A 17426-nucleotide genomic window follows, 5' to 3' on the forward strand; every position below is an offset into this window, starting at 1 on the left:
TAGATAATAGTATTACTGTCCAGTATCTATTTGCATCATAGAATCTTCAACATGGTGCACTAATTCATCAAAATGTGCCAATCTTTTGGTTTCCCTATTTCGATTAAAAGGTAAATCTACATTAATGTGTTTTACAAAATTAGAAGGTGCATGCTTCATGATATAAATATCATCTGCTAAGTAAACAGCTTCTTGGATATCGTGTGTTACAAATAAAATAGTCGGACTGAACTTTTCCCAAATACCAATCAGCAAGTCTTGCATTTGCAATCTTGTTTTAACATCTAAAGCCCCGAAAGGTTCGTCCATCAATAAAATCTCTGGATTCGACATTAAACTTCTAGCAATAGCAACACGCTGTAATTGACCTCCTGATAAATTCGGATATTGAGCATATTTCTTTTCATGTCCATCCAAACCAACTAGTTGAATCATTTCCATTGCTTTTTCATCTCTTTCTTTCTTTGAAATTCCTTGAAATTGCAATCCTAAACCGACATTTTCCAAAACCGTCATCCAAGGTAATGATGAATATTGTTGGAATACCATACTTACGCGATTTTGCTTACTAACAGGTTTTCCTTTTACCAAAACGGTACCCGAAGTTGGTTCTTGTAATCCCGCAATGTATCGAAGTACGGTAGATTTACCACATCCAGACATTCCCAAAATAACAGCAAATTGCCCCTGCATTGGTTTGTCTTCAATTAGTAAATCTAGGTTCTCTATAATTTGAGTTTTTCCATTATTATACGATTGATGTACTCCACGGAGTTCAATAATATTTTGTGATTGTGGGTTATCAAAAAAATCTAATGCCATACTAATGTTTGTTGCCTTTATTTACGTGTTTAAATGGAAAAAGTAACTTATCAATCATTACAAATAAACGATCTTGAAGTACCCCTATAAGAACGATGATAATTAAAATAGCAAACGCTTTGTCTATTCTACTCTGTCTTTTAGCAGTCCAAATTAATTCTCCAATACCACCTCCTTTGTTTAACATTTCAACAATGGTAATATAGGTCCATGAAATAGCTGTTAACACACGGATATCATCAATAAGTTTTGACAATACATATGGAATGTAAACCGTTTTCACTGTTTGCCAAGGAGAAGCTCCAAGAGTAAAAACAGTATTTAAATATACTTTTTGAACCTCATCTATTCGTTGAACCACAACAGGGATCAAATAGACAATTATACCAAAAGCAAGAAAAGACACTTTCATTTGACTTCCTAACCCTAACCACATGATAAAAATACCTGTTACTGCTGTTAAAGGAATGAATCGATAAGAATCAATAATTTTACTGAAGAGTCCTCTAAACAAAGGAACCAACCCAAGTAAAAAACCAATGGGAATAGCGACAACAATTGCCAATAAATACCCCAAAACATTTAGTTTTATTGAAAAAAAGGTGTTTCCTATAACGTCATCATCCTTATTTAATTCTGGAAACGCTTTAATTACCTTGATAGGAGAAGGTAATAAAGGATACACTTTGTTTTTTACTAAACCAAATTCGTTTAATTCTTCTTTACTTAAAACTTCCAGTTTATCGTAATTAGCAACTAAAGTAGAGTCGTTTTCATAGTACAACTTATTTTCTTCTTTTAACGACGAAGGTTGAATTGTTTCATTTTGTGTTACCACATTTTTCGACAAAACTTCTGCCATTAAAAACCATACCAAAACAAGAATTACGCTTCCCAAGGCGGTAAGCGTAATTTTTTGTTTTGATTCAAGTTCACCGCGTAACTCGAATAATTTTTTGAAAGAACCAGACATTAATCTACAACTAATTCAAAGTCCGTTCTTCTATTCTTTGCTTTACAATCAGCATTTTGATTGCGCTCACAACCCGGAACAGGTTTATCTGGACCATTACCTATAATGATAAATCTATTTTTAGGCATGCTATGCTCCGAGATCAAATAATCAGCCACTGCTTGCGCACGTTTCTTCGAAAGCGCAATATTAGAATTTCTGTTTCCTACATTATCTGTATTTCCTTCGATTCTAATTCTTGCATTCGCAAAGGCTCTAGCTATCGATGTAAATTGAATATCGATTAATTGCTTTGCATTTTCACCAAGTTTATACTCACCAGTGTTAAATGATATACTTACCTTTTTTGATGATAACGATTCTTTATCAACCAATTCAGGCTTCACTGCAGTAAATTCTTTTTGCTTTTCTGGTGTATGATTTGCTCCAGTCAAAGACGTTGTTTTTGTCACTAAATCTTTTGTGGAAAGTAATCTCCAGCTCTTAGCTCCAGAAGTACTGTATCCTAAATCGTTATACTTAACTTTCATTTTGTTGTATAAATCCTCACCAGTAACTCCTTTATAACCTTGATTTAACCCAAAGAAATTTTCATTATCTCCATGAGTAGCTAAACGAACATTATTAATAGCATCATAACAAAAATCTTCTGGTTGAGATAGACCTTCTGCCAAAATTTTAGCAGCTTTTCTCTTATTCGAATCAGAAGCATTTAATTCTGAAGCTCCAATCATCCAACCTTCATATAAATCTCTCAACTGATCTTTATGTGTTTCAACAAATTCTTTTTTCGCAACGAAAACATCTGCGATAATATGTGTCGCATTTTTCGTGCTTTCTAATACTCTTGAACCTGCCACTTTGCTTACACAATCCGCATCATCCGGACTCCAAACAACGGCAGCATCAACTGTTCCACTTTTAAATGCATCTGCAGCGTCAATTGCACTTGGTACCTCAACAATAGAAACATCTTTTGGAGTTAAGTCTCCAGCTTCAAGCAACCAAATTAAGAAAGAGTGTGATGGTGTCATTGGAGCGACAGCAATCTTCTTTCCTTTTAAATCACTTACTCGGCTAATTCCTCTCCTAGCAACAATCGCATCTCCTCCACGACTCCAATCTGCTTGGAATACAACTTGAGGTTGGTATTGCGCTAACCCAGCAACTTCAGTTGGGAAAGCATCAATAGTTGCCCACATTAAATCGATATCACCATTTTTAAATGCATCACGAGAAGCATCAAAATCGTCAATTACTTTAAAGTTTACTTTGAATCCGTAATCTTTATAAAATCTCGACTCTGTATTTGCTTTAAAACCTTCGTTGAAATATTGTCCTCCAGCATAACCTCCCCAAGTTACAACACCGATGTTTAAAACATCATTGTAACCATCTTTCGTTTTAGAGGATGATGCTTTCGAGGTTACCTCATTTATTTTTTCTTTTACTTCAGGATCTCTTAACATGTTTAATAGGTAGTACACCCCTCCAATTATCGCTGCAACGATTAGAATTTTAGATAATGGAGTTAACCTTTTTCCTGCCATAATTATATATTTGATTAGTTGTTAAAAATTAAATAAATCTGAATATTGATTATTTTGATTATTTCTGTTTTGTTTTAAAATTGGTGCATCTAAATCAACGCTATGACTATCGTTTACCAATAAATCTTTTTGATTTCCAAGAATTAGAGAAACACCTTCTTTCTCCCACTTGTCTAATAGCTCAAGTCCTTCTTCTTCGAAAACACCATTTTGTAAATCAATTGAATCCATGAAGTTGTTTGACATTTCCATGAAACGTTCCATTTCTCCAATTTTCATACTTACATCATCAGCAATTGCTTCTAAAGCTCGATCAAACATTTCTTTTTTATCAGAGTTCCCAGCAATAATGTTCATAGCCGATTTCATTGCTGAATGACTTGCACGAATTGCCTTTCTCTCTTGCTCTTTCACCATTACTTGATCTTCGATATCTTCTAATAAAATCTCAGAATTTTCATACATCTTGGTCAACACTCTGTATAAAATCTCCATTTTTCTATAAAGCTCATCAAGCTTCATGTTCGACTCTTGTAAACGTCCTGCTTTCCTAGATTTAAGAATCATGATTCCTTTTTTATCCTTTTCCTTAGCAGCACTCGCCAATTTAAGATTATTGTTAATGCTTTTCTTGTTATCGTTCATGATTTGCTGCAATCTTCTCATTTGCCCTTTCAATACAGCAATTTGCTTGTTCATTTTTTTAAGATTGCTCTTCAAGTCATCAATATAACTCTTTAAAATACCTATTGGATCTATTTGGATGAAAAGCCCTGTAATCCATCTCATAAACGACTTATACATATAGAAAATAAGGCTTCGCATTTTAGGATCTAAAATCATGTATATGATAACTCCTAAAACTGCTAATAAAGCACCTAAGTATAATGTATTTTCTACGATAGTAATTAAGAAAGGAAGCACCTTGTATAATCCATACAAAGCACCAGCTCCCAATAATCCAGTAAATAACATTCCTGTTTTACCTTCGGGTCTTTCCCAAAATGATTTTGGTTTTAAGTTTTCCATTTTTATTTAAGGTATTGTTTCATTTTTTCAACATCTTGTTCGAGCTGTGTACGTAAATGAAGGTACGATAATTTAAAATCGTTTTTAGTTTTATCTATTTTGGTTTTACTTTCATCTACCACTTTTCTAAGTTCTGCTATTTGAGATTGATGCTTAGTAATTTCTTCTGTCAATTGCTTGATTCTTTCAGATTTCTCTTTTATGATCGCCTCGAATTGAACGATTTCTTTCTCTTTATTGCCAACCTTAGAAGTTAACTGACCTTCAAATGCCTTTAAAAACGTGTTGTTTTCATTATCAAGAACTTTAATATAGTGTGTTGTTGATTCAACCAGCTTTTCTAAAGTTACTCCCATGGTAGAAGCAGTAGCAAAAGTAGAACGGTACTTTGTCGCTTCATCCATTGGAATTTTCTCTAAAGCCTTCAACGCTTTTTTAAATTCCAAATAATCAAAGCCTTCCAGATTATTCTTCTCAATAGCCCCAAGTAATTTGTCGATAATTGCATTATCAACATTCCCTGTACTTGTAGTTCTTTGCGTATTACTTGGCGTTGGTTTGTTTTCAGCAACCTCTTTTTTAGGTTGTTCTTTGTTTTTTTCTGTAGGCTCTTTCTTTTCATCAGCCGAATCATCTACAATAAATAGTGATTTTAGGTTTTTAAGCATAATATATTAATCGAATTTCAACAAATTTAATAAAAATAAGCAATTGCTTATTTTATCTTTATCTACAGGCTATTTTACTAGCTTATTCCATCCTACTTTTAAGACAAGTAGTAACACAACAAAAAGTCCTATCAAATACGATACACTTCCTATAAAAAATACTCCAATGAAGATTTTTTGAACAAAATATGTAATAATGAGTGTTACAAAAATCAACATAAACAGCCCTGATAGTCTTTCAAAACCAGGAATTTCTTTTAAAGAAACTGTTTTCTTAATGATTAGTAATAAGACACCCATTGCTATTACTGGTAAATAATAGGTTAACACAGGCAAATGCAGTAAGTTTCTTTTTAAGAAAAAGAGATTGTACACAATTAACATTAAAGCTAGCAAACCTGGTATTACCGAAGCATAAATCAAGAAAGTATACGCATAGGTTATCGGACTCTTAAAATTATCTCTATTAACAAACAACAACCCTATTAAGGAAATAATTCCAAGTACAATGTAATAGTTAAGTATGGCACTTGAATTTTTATCGATGAGATCAATAATATCTTGAACTGTCACTGCTTTTCTTATTTATTTTACCATAATAGTAACACTTATATGTGTACTTTTGGCATATTTTGTTACTTTTATTTTGTTATAAATTTAACTTTTTTCAAACTTTTCGTTTTTTTCGCAGTTTTTTCCACTAGAAATTAAGGTACATGCCCAACACCAAAAAAATATTTAAGAAGCTTCTAATCTGGAGATATAAAAACATCTCTGAGCGTCAATTTGTTTATTTACTCAGTATTTTGGTAGGATTTCTTTCTGGATTGGGAACCTTACTTTTAAAAAACTTAACTTTTTTCTTTCATTATATCTTAGAAGGGAAATTCATTAAAGATCTTCATCACTCTTTATATTTCATTTTCCCCATTATTGGATTGGTTATTGTTTTCTATTTAAAGAAAAAGATCATTAAAAAAGATATTGGACACGGAATTTCAACAACGCTACACGCTATTTCAAAACGTAGTGGAATTATTGAGCGCTATAAAATTTATGCATCGTTATTAACTGCACCAATCACAGTCGGGTTTGGTGGTTCTGCAGGATTGCAAGGTCCTGCGGTAAGTACTGGAGCCGCTCTTGGATCGGGAGTTGCGCAGTTATTTCATATGAACACAAAAACGCGAATGCTTTTAATTGGTTGTGCCACTGCTGGTGCTATGTCTTCTATGTTTAAAGCTCCAGTTGCTGCCATTGTTTTTGCCGTAGAAATATTTAGTTTAGACCTGGCCTTTGCTTCACTAGTTCCGCTTTTATTAGCATCAGTGTCTGCCGTAATTACTTCGTACTTCTTCTTAGGTAAAGATATTTTATTGGGCTTTGAGTTACAGGACGACTTTCTTATTAAAGATATTTTCTTTTATGTTTTCTTAGGAATCGGAACAGGAATTGCCTCTGTTTATTTTTCGAAAATGTATTTTAAAATTACACGTTTCTTTAACCTATTTAAAGATCCTTTGCATCGACTTATTTTAGGAGCAATTGCTATTGGTATTATGTTGTATTTCATTCCTCCCTTATACGGTGAAGGATATGATATTATTAATAATTTACTAGAAGGTAACGCGCAAAAAGCCTTAGAAGGTATTCATTATTCTGTGAATTTTAACAATGTATGGATGGTGATACTTTTCCTGTTATTGATTACCGTTTTTAAAGCAATTGCCATGACCACTACTTTTGCTGCTGGTGGAGTAGGAGGAATTTTCATTCCAACTTTAGTAATGGGAAGTGCCCTAGGAAATGTATTTGCCAAAATTGTAAATCAGTTTGGAGGAAGTGTTTCAGAAAGTAATTGTACTTTGATTGGAATGAGTGGACTTATGGCGGGGGTATTACATGCACCGATGACGGCAATATTCTTGATTGCTGAAATCACTGGCGGTTACGATTTGTTTGTTCCTTTGATGTTAGTTGTAGCTATATCCTATGCATTTACAAAGTATTTTATTTCAAATTCTATTTATACTATTGAACTGGCAAAAAGAGGTGAGCTTATTACACACAACAAAGACAAAAATGTGATGATGATGATGCGCATTGACAAACTCATTGAAACCAACTTTAAAATGATTCATCCAGAAATGAGCCTGGGTGAAATGCTGAAAGGTTCGGTTGCAAAATCTTCACGAAATATTTTTCCTGTGGTTGATGATAAAAATCGATTTTTAGGAATTGTTTTGTTAGACGATATTAGGCCTTTAATGTTTGAGCAAGAATTATACGATAAACTAACCATTCAAGTTTTAATGAAAAGTGCTCCAGCTATTATTTTTCATGATGATTCAATTGAAACTGTTATGAAAAAATTTAAGGAAAGCGGCGCTTGGAACCTGCCAGTTATTAAACACAAAAGGTATATTGGGTTCATTTCAAAATCAAAACTACTTTCTGCTTACAGAACAAAGCTTATTGAGTTAACAAGTTAGTATTCCAATTTATTAAAATTAAAAAGCCCTCGTGTTTACAACACGAAGACTTTTCTTAAACCCATCCTCATTTTGGTTCATGAAATTAAATAGTAGTAGGCTAGGCGTTTAATGTATTATCTTAGAATATGTTTTGTAATCCCCATAAATTGGTTCCATGAATTAAAACCGATGGGATGATTGACTTATAGCGTTCGTTTAAATACCCCCATAACAACCCAATAGGCAAAATCCCTAATGCCGAGAACGTTGCTCCGATATAATCTCCTGAACTTTTGGCAAAGGTCGGAATGTGCAACAACGCCCATAAAAACGAAGCTAAAAACCATCCCCAACTTTTATCTTTTAAAACTCTTGAAAGTCTAGATTGTATTAGAACCCGGGTAATTTCTTCAGGAATTGCCGCAGTTAAAAAGCCTAGAACTAGAAAAGCACTCCCTCCATTTTGTTTTAATATACTATTGAATTGTAAGCTTTCAGGAAATGTCAAGTATGTTACACCTCCGATTAAAATTATAATAGGCAAGCTAACATACCAATTATAAAAGCTTAACACTCCTAATTGCCTTAAGCTATATTTTTTTATCCCTACAAAGTATATGATAAAAAAGACAGGAAAAACAAAAAGGATTCTTCCGGAAAATAGAACTATTTTCACCAGACTGCTTTCTACTTTTTGTTTTGCTATTGCAAACCAATATACTAGCAAAAAACAGGTAATTATTTGAGTTAGAAAAATCACATACAACTCTTTTTTGGGTTCCTTTATATTCCAATCTTTAAACTTAAACCTTCCAGAAAAAACAACAAATTCTGAAATTAAAAAAGCCCCTAGCATTACAATTAGATAAATAATCACCTTATAATTACTTTTATAAAAAAGACTTACTAAAAGCAAGGTTAAACTCAACAGAAGCGAGAGAAAAACGGCCTTTTTATATTTAGATAATAATTGTTTAATGTGCGTAATGAAATCCATATATTTACCAGAAATAGTACCACGAAGCTAGAGGTATTTGACCTTAAAATAGTTCTGAATTTAAATTTAGAACGTTTTTGTTTTTATAATGATTGATTTTTTTTGGCTTAAAAGTTTTACTGAAATACTGCAACTCTTTCTTTCTGTGTTTTTTATCATTTATTTGAATATAAAATACACTTCAGACAATAAAACTATTAAATGGCTCAGTATTTTTTTCTACATAAAGTTAATAACTGATTTATATGGTATCTTAAACTATACCTCTTGGATTTCATCTATTTTAACAAAGCCAATTTTGGAGTTCTATAGAGTTACCATGGGAGCTTTAGAAGTAGGAATGTTACTATCATTATTCATTTTTGTTCACTCCTTATTTAAAAAGGAAGTTTCCTTAAAACAAGGTTTACCATATTTTGGCTTGGCTGTTGTGATGCTACCGATAAACATTATTTTAAGATATGTTTTCAATTTTGACCTTATTTTACCATTTGACTTAGTCAAAATTTTATGGATTCTGACAGCACTGTATTTAATTGTTAATTATATAAAAAACAGCAGCATAAAACTCTTTTTCATCACAATAGTTCTATGGAATGCTTTATGGTTGGCAGAAGTAATACTACATCATCAGCTAATGCTAATAAATGAACCTTTATCATGGACCATCTTTGTTATTTCTGAATTAATTTTCACCATGGGTATTGCCTATTTTTTTATTCAGGTTGTAATCAACCCCAAAATTTTGAAATTTGAAAATATTCATGAGGTAATGCCTAACGCTTTAAGAAGAATGATAGAAAGTAATTTGGATAGCGCAATTAAAGAAAATAAACTTTATTTAAGACCTGATTTAAACTTAAACATATTAGCTAAAGAAATACATGCATCACCTTCCGATCTTACAATATATTTAAACAAAATTTTAAATAAGAACTTTAATCAATTTATTATTGATCACAGAATAGAGGAAAGCAAACTATTACTGAATGCATTCCATGAAAACAAGCTCAATATTGAGCAAGTTATGTATGCTTCGGGGTTTAACTCTAAATCCGTATTTAACACTGCATTTAAAAACAGAACTGGCATGACTCCTTCTCAATACAAAAAGCTCCATAAGAATTAAGAAAGTCTCCACATTATTAAATAATATGGAGACTTACTAAATCCAATCTATTCTCTAAGCCTATATTTTATTTTTTACTTATAAATTCATCGTAACTCTTAAGTTTCAAGTCTATTACTTTTGCTTTCGACCTTAACTTTTTAAAATCTCTTTTAGCCCTTTCGAATCTAGTTTCCAAGATTTTAATAGCATCTATCTCTGACTGAGACGGTTTATCGTAATTACCAATAACCTTACTATATAAATCAGAAATTTTTTCTCTTAACTGAGGTTCTGAACTTCCAACATAGTTATCTCCTTTAGTTATTACCAAGGTCTCTTTTAACTCTTGCAACTTGACAGCTAATTTTTTATCAGAATTTTTAATGTTTTCATAAATAGCATCAAGCTCATAAACAAGGTAAGCCAACTCTTCAGTCATCCTATACAACTTCATGGTTGTATCATGCTTCAACTTTCGATCTGCCTGAGTTAAGCCTGTTCTCGAATCATATTTTAATTCAAAAACATGTTCAAATTTTTCTTTACCTTTTTTAAGAACCACTTTATATACACCTGCGGGAACACGCGGAGTTGAAAAACCACCAAAACTAAAAGTTTTTCCTTTTGCCACTTTAGGCATTCTCATTGAATAATTCCAAGTAACAATGTTAATTCCTTTGGATTTTCCTGGTTGTAATGTAGCAACCTCATTATCTTGAGAGTCGTATATTTTCATAGTCATTTTCCCGAAGGTATGCCTCTTCTTCAAATAATATTTTATTTCCAAAGACTGAGTACCATTGCTTCCTGAAAACTCAGTTTCATCGGCAGAGGTTCCAAAACCATTTCTATCACTCATTACTTTGGGTTCTGTCTTAAAAAAGTGAACTTTCTTAGCTTTAACTTCCTCTGTTAACTCTCTCAAAGGCGAAATATCATCTAAGATAATTATACCTCGTCCATGGGTACCTAAAACTAAATCATTTGTTTTTTTATGTAACTCAATTGCGTGGATAGCCACAGGAGGAACATTATTCTTAAACTGTTGCCAAACTTTTCCTCCATTTAAAGAAACGTACAATCCAAACTCAGTTCCTAAGAAAAGAAGATTAGGGTTTTCAAAATCTTCCTGAATACTTCTAGCAAACGTTGGAATATCGTTTGTCGCTATATTTACCCAAGTTTTACCTAAATCTGTTGTTTTGTATACATAAGGTTTCATATTCCCCATTGTATGTCCTTCAAAAACTGCATAAGCGGTATTTTTATCATGCACACTTGCTCTGATTTGATAACACCAAATGTTCTTTGGAAGCCCTTCAATGTTTGAAGTTGTATTTTTCCATTTCTTACCTCCATTTGAAGTCACCTGAACATTACCATCATCAGTTCCAACCCATATAATATTCTCATCTAAGGAAGATTCAGCAATCGTAAAAATCGTAGTATGGTTTTCTGCCCCTGAATTATCCATAGATAACCCTCCAGAATCTTCTTGATTTTGCTTTTTGGGATCATTGGTCGTTAAATCTGGTGATATAACTTTCCAAGTATCTCCCATATCTTCTGATTTATGTAAATATTGACTCCCCATATAAAATCTATTGGGTTGATGTTTACTTAATGCCATTGGTGCATTCCAGTTAAAGCGCAACTTAGCTTTCCCTTCAACAGGTAAAGGCTGTATGGTTTTAACAAGATGTTTGTCTATATCAAAACGCCATACTCTTTCCGCTCCTTGCATCTCGGAATAAACGATGTTTTTGGTTGGATGCTTCAATACTCTAAAACCATCACCAAACCCAACAGAATTCCAATCTCTCGCACTAATTCCACTTGGTGAGCTCGACGGTCCGTACCACGAACCATTATCTTGCAATCCTCCATAAATATTATAAGGCTCATTATCATCTAAACTGATATGATAGAACTGTGATATAGGCATATTCTCAACTATTTCAAGTGTATTAGAACCATCCCAACTTCTATAAACACCACCATCAGTTCCTACATACATTCGATCCGAATCGTTTATATCAAAAACAATGTCATGAATATCCGCGTGCATACTTCCCATATTCTTGAAGGTTTTTCCTCCATCGCGCGATATGGATCCATAAAGACCTCCTTTTACAACTACATCTGGATTTCTTGGATCTACAACAATTCTTGAAAAATAAAAAGGACGAACTGTTATTCCGAAATCATTATTTAATTGTTTCCAAGAAGCTCCTCCATCAGTAGACTTGTACAACCCTTTCTTCGAATTCTGCTCAGCTTCGATAACTGTATACAAAATATTTGAATCTGAAGGAGCTACAGCAATTGCTAATCTCCCTAGTTTTCCTTCTGGAAATCCATTGTGAATCTTATTCCATGTTACTCCTCCATCTGTCGATTTATATAGGGCGCTTTTATCTCCTCCAGAATTAAACGACCATCCAGTTCTTCTAAACTCCCACATTGAGGCGTACAAAACATTCGGATTCGAAGGATCCATTGTTAAATCAGCACATCCTGTTTTTTGATCTACGTATAAAATTTTATTCCAAGAAACACCTCCATCTGTTGATTTATAAACTCCACGTTCTTCACTATCACCCCATAGTGCACCTAATACACCAACATAAACTTCATTGGAATTTTTAGGGTTAATAACTATATTGGCAATGCGTTCCGATTTATCAAATCCTATCTTTCTCCAGTTTGTTCCTCCATCAATACTTTTAAAAAGACCGCACCCAATTGACACACTGTTTCTTGTCCATGTTTCACCTGTTCCAACCCAAATTGTATTATCAGGATCATTCGGATCAACAGCAACAGCTCCGATAGACTGACAATAATCGTCAAAAATAGGGTTAAAAGTGGCTCCAGAGTTATTCGATTTCCATACACCTCCACCAGCGGTTCCAGCATATATAATTCGAGAGTTTTTCGGATGCACTTCTAAATCATTAATCCTACCACTCATTAATGCAGGACCAATATGTCGTGCTTTTATGTCTCCAAAAAGATTACTTTGCTTCTTTCTGATTTGTGCATCCGCAGAAGAAGGGAACAACATGATTCCTACTAAAAAAGAAAATATGAGCTTCATCCGACTTGTATTTAAAATATCAATTTTTCTTTTCATCTGAAGATGATTTGTCATCTGGAAAAGCAAATATTTCATCGCTAACCTCTGGATTTAACTCGTAGCTTTTAACAACAATCGATGTTTCCGAACCAGGGCGTTCTTTTATTGACTGTGCAATTGAATAAGGCATATATAAATCACCTGCCTCTTGATAATCACTCAATGTTGTAACACTAGTTAAACCTTTTCCTGGACCTGAATTAACCTTACTCTCTACGACAATAGGAACGAAATTTTCTGTATCAAAATAATAAAAATCAACATTATCTTCCGTTTTCCCATCAATAGTTAAAGGAGTTTTAGTTAATTTAATTTTAAAGGTTTCCGTTCCATCATTCTCTTCTTTCCCTAACAATTCAATTTTATAGCCTTTCTTCTTATAGTCTAAAAAAGGACTAGGAAAATCAGCTCTCGAAATCTTATAATTCTTAGTAGCTTCTGAATCGCTTTTCTCCGCTTTCATTGTCATAAAATTATGACTCCATAAGGTTGTACCATCAAAAACCCCTTGTTTAATTTCTTTTCCCTGAAAAGTTACTTTTGTACTAGTTTTACCATTTATTAACTCTACACTCTCAATCGGAATTTCCATTCCTCCTTGGTTTACAGCAGCTATTGTTTTATAACCTTTAAGTTCACGCCATTTAGTTTCTCCTCCTGTGTTTTCAAAATAATTTGCAATTATTTCATCAGCTGTTTGAGCTGACACTGATATTGTTAAAAAACATAACAATACACCCAAAAAAAGTTTAGTTGTTTTCATCTTTGATTTTTTAATAATTCTTGTTAATTGGTACACATGTTTTACCATTTGTTACAGATTTCCAGAATTTTAACAAAGATATTTTTAACCAAAACAAGACTTTAATCAAAGAAACATTTCTTGAAACTTCGTATAAAACCTCTTTAAATACAAGGTATTAGGGTTCATAAAATGAAACATGGGTTTTTATTTTTCCTTTGAAAGATTTTTTGATCAAAGAAACTCTTTATTTAAGCAAACAACGTAGCGAACGCCTCTTCAATTTTACTAACAAGAATTAGTTTAATCGAATGATTCTTTGAGGTTATTTTGTTGTATTTAGAAGTCACGAATGTTTTATAACCTAATTTTTCAGCTTCAATAATACGTTGATCAATTTTAGATACAGGTCTTATTTCACCAGCCAAGCCAACTTCAGCAGCGAAACAAACATCTGGATTAATTGCCAAATCTTGATTTGAAGATAATATTGCAGCCACAACTGCCAAGTCTATCGCCGGATCATCTACTTGAATTCCTCCAGTAATATTTAAGAATACATCTTTAGCCCCTAATTTAAACCCTGCTCTTTTTTCAAGAACCGCCAAAATCATATGCAAACGTTTCAAGTTATATCCCGTTGTTGTTCTCTGCGGAGTTCCGTACACTGCGGTGCTTACCAAAGCTTGAATTTCGATCATTAAAGGTCTTACTCCTTCTAAAGTTGAAGCAATAGCAGTTCCACTTAAATCAGCATCTTTTTTTGAGATTAATATTTCAGAAGGATTTGACACTTCACGCAATCCATCTGATAACATTTCGTAAATCCCCAATTCAGCAGTTGAGCCAAATCTGTTTTTTTGAGAACGTAAAATTCGGTAAGTATGATTTCTATCTCCTTCAAACTGTAAAACAACATCGACCATATGCTCCAATATTTTCGGTCCAGCAATATGTCCTTCTTTGTTAATATGTCCAATTAACAAAACAGGTGTAGACGTTTCTTTAGCAAATTTAATTAACTCAGCCGAGGTTTCACGTATTTGAGAAATACTACCTGGAGATGCCTCTATAGAGTTTGTATATAATGTTTGAATCGAATCGATCACCAGTACATCTGGCTGAACTTCTTCTATATTTTTAAATATTTGCTGGGTATTGGTTTCCGTTAAAATCAAACAATTTGAAGTGCTAGCATCCAGGCGTTCAGCCCTCATTTTAATTTGAGACTGACTCTCTTCTCCAGAAACATACAACACCTTTTGAGGAATTTGTAGTGCTATTTGAAGTAGTAAAGTAGACTTTCCTATTCCGGGCTCACCTCCTAACAACACAACAGCCCCCTTTACCAGTCCGCCTCCTAAAACATTATCAAGTTCTTTGTTTTTACTAAGAATTCTTTCTTCCGGATTCAATTCAATGTCTTCAACCTTTAATGGTTTGGACACCCTTTTTTCAGACTTTGATGGCGATTTCCAACTTCTTTTTTCTTCCTTTTGAATAACCTCTTCAACAATAGTATTCCATTGTTTACAAACATTACATTGCCCAACCCATTGTGCATGTTGGGTTCCACAATTTTGACAGAAAAAAGTAGTTTTGGTTTTTGCCATTTAAAAAGGAGTTATTGAATAAATAACAAAGCTATTTATTTTTATTGTAAATCGGTAATAATACAAAAGCTAAACCACCAAACACAATAATCATTACCGTTTGTGCCGTCCACATAATCCATCCAAAAGCATTCGCAGGCTCTTCTGGAATGTTGAATAAAGCAAATGCTCCAGCTACTGCAATAGGATATAAACCAATACCTCCATTTGTAGCGGCAATACTAAAACCTCCAGCAATAAAACCGATTAATACAGCTCCGAAAGGAACGCTTAAATTTTCAATTGCAGGAACTGTTGCCCAAAACATAGCAACATACATCGCCCAAATAAAAACGGTGTGAAAAATAAACGCCCATTTATTTTTCATTTTAAAAATACTGGTAGCCCCTTCTATTAATCCAGAAATAAAGTTCTTGATTTTTAAACCAATTCCTTTTGTCGCTTTCTTTACATAGCGGGAAAATATAAAGAAACCAACCACAAGAGCTGCTACTATAATAGCTATCTTTTCTATCGAAAAATTCTTTGTCAATAGTTCATAGATAAAATCAAACTGGACAAACAAAGTGATACAAATAATTAGCAACATCATTAGCAAATCTGCAATACGTTCAGCAACGATAGTACCGAAACCTTTTTCGAAAGGTATATCCTCATAATTTGTCATTACCGCTGCTCTTGAAACCTCTCCCGCTCTTGGCACAGCGTAATTTACAAGATAAGCTACTAATACTGCCATCGTACTATTTCCAAAATCAGGTTTGTAACCCATTGGTTCGAGCAAATATTTCCATCTGTAGGCACGAGATAAATGACTTAAAATTCCAAATATAAGTCCCAGTGCAATCCACCAATAATTGGCATTCTGAAAGTATTTCAATAAGGTTTCAATGGAAACTTTTGATAAAGAATACCAAACTAAAAAACCTCCCAAAATGAGAGGTAATATAATTTTTAAAGTTTTTTTCAAGGTCAAAACTAAATTTATGTTAACGTGTTATCGGCTTCGTTAGGGAAAACCAGTTTGGGTTTAAAGTTTTTAGCTTCTTCTAATTCCATAAAAGCATATACTATTAAAATAAGTACATCTCCTTTTTGAACCCTTCTAGCAGCCGCTCCATTCAAGGTTATTTCTCCGCTACCTCTTGGCCCAGGAATTGCATAAGTTTCCAAACGCTCTCCGTTATTGTTATTTACGATTTGAACACGCTCCCCTTCAATAATTCCGGCAGCATCCATCAAATCTTCATCAATGGTAATACTTCCAATATAATTTAAATCAGCACCAGTAACTTTTACACGGTGGATTTTTGACTTTACAACTTGTACTAACATACTGCAAAAATAGGTCTTTTTTAATGAATACTAATTTCTTTATGATGAATTTATTATAAGCCTATATTGTCAATCAATCTGATATTTCCAGCAAATACTGCTATGAATGCTCTATATTTCTTATCAGGTTCTATATTTACAGGCGTTTTTAATGTTTCTTCATCTGCAATGGTGAAGTATTCTAATTGAAGTAGTTCTTGTTTTTCAAATTTTTTCTCCACCCATTGCGTTAATTCTTGAGCATTTTTTATGCCAAATTTTCGCTTAGCTTTTTTCAATGTCTTATAAATGAATGGAGCTACTTTTCTATGTTCTTCCGAAAGTCTTACATTTCTTGAACTCATAGCAAGCCCATCGTCCTCTCTAAAAATGGGTCTTCCTTTAACTTTTACAGGAATATTATGTTTTTCAACTAATTTTTTGATGATTTGTAGTTGTTGAAAATCCTTTTTCCCAAAATACGCTGTATCGGGCTCTACAATTTCGAAAAATGTTTTTACAATAGTTCCAACTCCGTCGAAATGACCATCTCTAAATTTCCCCTCCATTTGATGTTCCAGTCCATCAAAATCAAATTTCTGTGAAACAATATTCTCTGAATAAATTTCTTTTACAGAAGGTGTGAATAAAACATCACATTCGATTTCTTCTAGTAGTTTTATATCATTATCAAGGGGTTGCGGGTATTTATCTAAATCCTCTTTATTATCAAACTGTGTAGGATTCACAAATATGCTCACCACAACAAGGTCATTTTTTTTCTTAGCTCTTTTGATTAATGATAAATGCCCTTGATGCAAGGCCCCCATCGTAGGAACAAAACCAATTGTTTTTTCTTCCTTTTTTTGAAGAGTTAAAAAGGCTTTTAATTCTGATTTTAATTTAAAAATATTCATTAGCTATTCATTGAAAATCGTGCTAAATTAGGAATTTAACACGATTTTAGCATAAAAATTCGTATTTTTGCATCCTC

General features: G+C 33.2%; 15 protein-coding genes. 2 read left to right on the top strand and 13 right to left on the bottom strand.

The features are described from left to right. Nucleotides 1-12: 12 nt before the first annotated feature. From ACKTTV_RS04200 to ACKTTV_RS04225, 6 genes are all read right to left on the bottom strand, one after another. A complete protein-coding gene (locus tag ACKTTV_RS04200) occupies nt 13-822 on the bottom strand; it encodes an ABC transporter ATP-binding protein (RefSeq protein ID WP_408029561.1) in 810 nt (269 codons plus the stop codon). Nucleotide 823: 1 nt separating this feature from the next. Next, nucleotides 824-1795 (bottom strand): ABC transporter permease, encoded by a 972-nt coding sequence (locus ACKTTV_RS04205; protein ID WP_408029562.1) that lies wholly within the window; start codon nt 1793-1795, stop codon nt 824-826. Further along, the gene (locus ACKTTV_RS04210) at nt 1795-3345 is read right to left on the bottom strand and encodes a phosphate ABC transporter substrate-binding/OmpA family protein (RefSeq protein WP_408029563.1); all 1551 of its coding nucleotides are present in this window, start codon (nt 3343-3345) and stop codon (nt 1795-1797) included. The genes ACKTTV_RS04205 and ACKTTV_RS04210 overlap by 1 nt, the downstream gene beginning before the upstream one ends. A gap of 21 nt (nt 3346-3366) precedes the next feature. Continuing rightward, nucleotides 3367-4374, bottom strand: a complete 1008-nt coding sequence (locus ACKTTV_RS04215) for a PspA/IM30 family protein (RefSeq protein ID WP_408029564.1) — start codon at nt 4372-4374, stop codon at nt 3367-3369. Nucleotides 4375-4376: 2 nt separating this feature from the next. Next, nucleotides 4377-5042 (bottom strand): hypothetical protein, encoded by a 666-nt coding sequence (locus tag ACKTTV_RS04220; RefSeq protein ID WP_408029565.1) that lies wholly within the window; start codon nt 5040-5042, stop codon nt 4377-4379. Between the two features lie 69 nt (nt 5043-5111). Beyond that, nucleotides 5112-5615: a hypothetical protein gene (locus ACKTTV_RS04225; protein WP_408029566.1), complete on the bottom strand. Its 504-nt coding sequence runs from the start codon at nt 5613-5615 to the stop codon at nt 5112-5114. Between the two features lie 143 nt (nt 5616-5758). Between ACKTTV_RS04225 and ACKTTV_RS04230 the strand changes: the two genes are divergently transcribed. Further along, nucleotides 5759-7534 carry a chloride channel protein gene (locus ACKTTV_RS04230; protein WP_408029567.1) on the top strand — a complete coding sequence of 592 codons (1776 nt, stop codon included), beginning with the start codon at nt 5759-5761 and terminating at the stop codon, nt 7532-7534. A 121-nt stretch (nt 7535-7655) separates the two neighbouring features. Here ACKTTV_RS04230 and ACKTTV_RS04235 read toward each other — a convergent pair whose 3' ends face one another. Continuing rightward, a complete protein-coding gene (locus tag ACKTTV_RS04235; protein WP_408029568.1) occupies nt 7656-8393 on the bottom strand; it encodes a CPBP family intramembrane glutamic endopeptidase in 738 nt (245 codons plus the stop codon). Nucleotides 8394-8601: 208 nt separating this feature from the next. Here ACKTTV_RS04235 and ACKTTV_RS04240 point away from each other — a divergent pair, with 208 nt between their 5' ends. Further along, nucleotides 8602-9642 (top strand): helix-turn-helix domain-containing protein, encoded by a 1041-nt coding sequence (locus ACKTTV_RS04240; protein WP_408029569.1) that lies wholly within the window; start codon nt 8602-8604, stop codon nt 9640-9642. Between the two features lie 67 nt (nt 9643-9709). On the opposite strand, the gene ACKTTV_RS04245 is transcribed toward ACKTTV_RS04240, so the two are convergent. From ACKTTV_RS04245 to panC, 6 genes are all read right to left on the bottom strand, one after another. Next, nucleotides 9710-12724 (bottom strand): WD40/YVTN/BNR-like repeat-containing protein, encoded by a 3015-nt coding sequence (locus ACKTTV_RS04245; RefSeq protein WP_408029570.1) that lies wholly within the window; start codon nt 12722-12724, stop codon nt 9710-9712. Nucleotides 12725-12743: 19 nt separating this feature from the next. Continuing rightward, on the bottom strand, nt 12744-13526 hold the full coding sequence (locus tag ACKTTV_RS04250; RefSeq protein ID WP_408029571.1) for an outer membrane lipoprotein-sorting protein: 783 nt from the start codon (nt 13524-13526) through the stop codon (nt 12744-12746). Nucleotides 13527-13756: 230 nt separating this feature from the next. Continuing rightward, a complete protein-coding gene (radA, locus tag ACKTTV_RS04255) occupies nt 13757-15118 on the bottom strand; it encodes a DNA repair protein RadA (RefSeq protein ID WP_408029572.1) in 1362 nt (453 codons plus the stop codon). 31 nt (nt 15119-15149) lie between these two features. Continuing rightward, nucleotides 15150-16094, bottom strand: a complete 945-nt coding sequence (locus tag ACKTTV_RS04260) for a lysylphosphatidylglycerol synthase transmembrane domain-containing protein (protein ID WP_408029573.1) — start codon at nt 16092-16094, stop codon at nt 15150-15152. An 8-nt stretch (nt 16095-16102) separates the two neighbouring features. Beyond that, nucleotides 16103-16453: an aspartate 1-decarboxylase gene (panD, locus tag ACKTTV_RS04265; RefSeq protein ID WP_093670562.1), complete on the bottom strand. Its 351-nt coding sequence runs from the start codon at nt 16451-16453 to the stop codon at nt 16103-16105. Nucleotides 16454-16506: 53 nt separating this feature from the next. Further along, a complete protein-coding gene (panC, locus tag ACKTTV_RS04270) occupies nt 16507-17349 on the bottom strand; it encodes a pantoate--beta-alanine ligase (protein WP_408029574.1) in 843 nt (280 codons plus the stop codon). Between the last annotated feature and the right edge of the window lie 77 nt (nt 17350-17426).

The sequence above is a fragment of the Tenacibaculum xiamenense genome (assembly GCF_964513065.1).
Taxonomy (GTDB): Bacteria; Bacteroidota; Bacteroidia; order Flavobacteriales; family Flavobacteriaceae; genus Polaribacter; species Polaribacter xiamenense.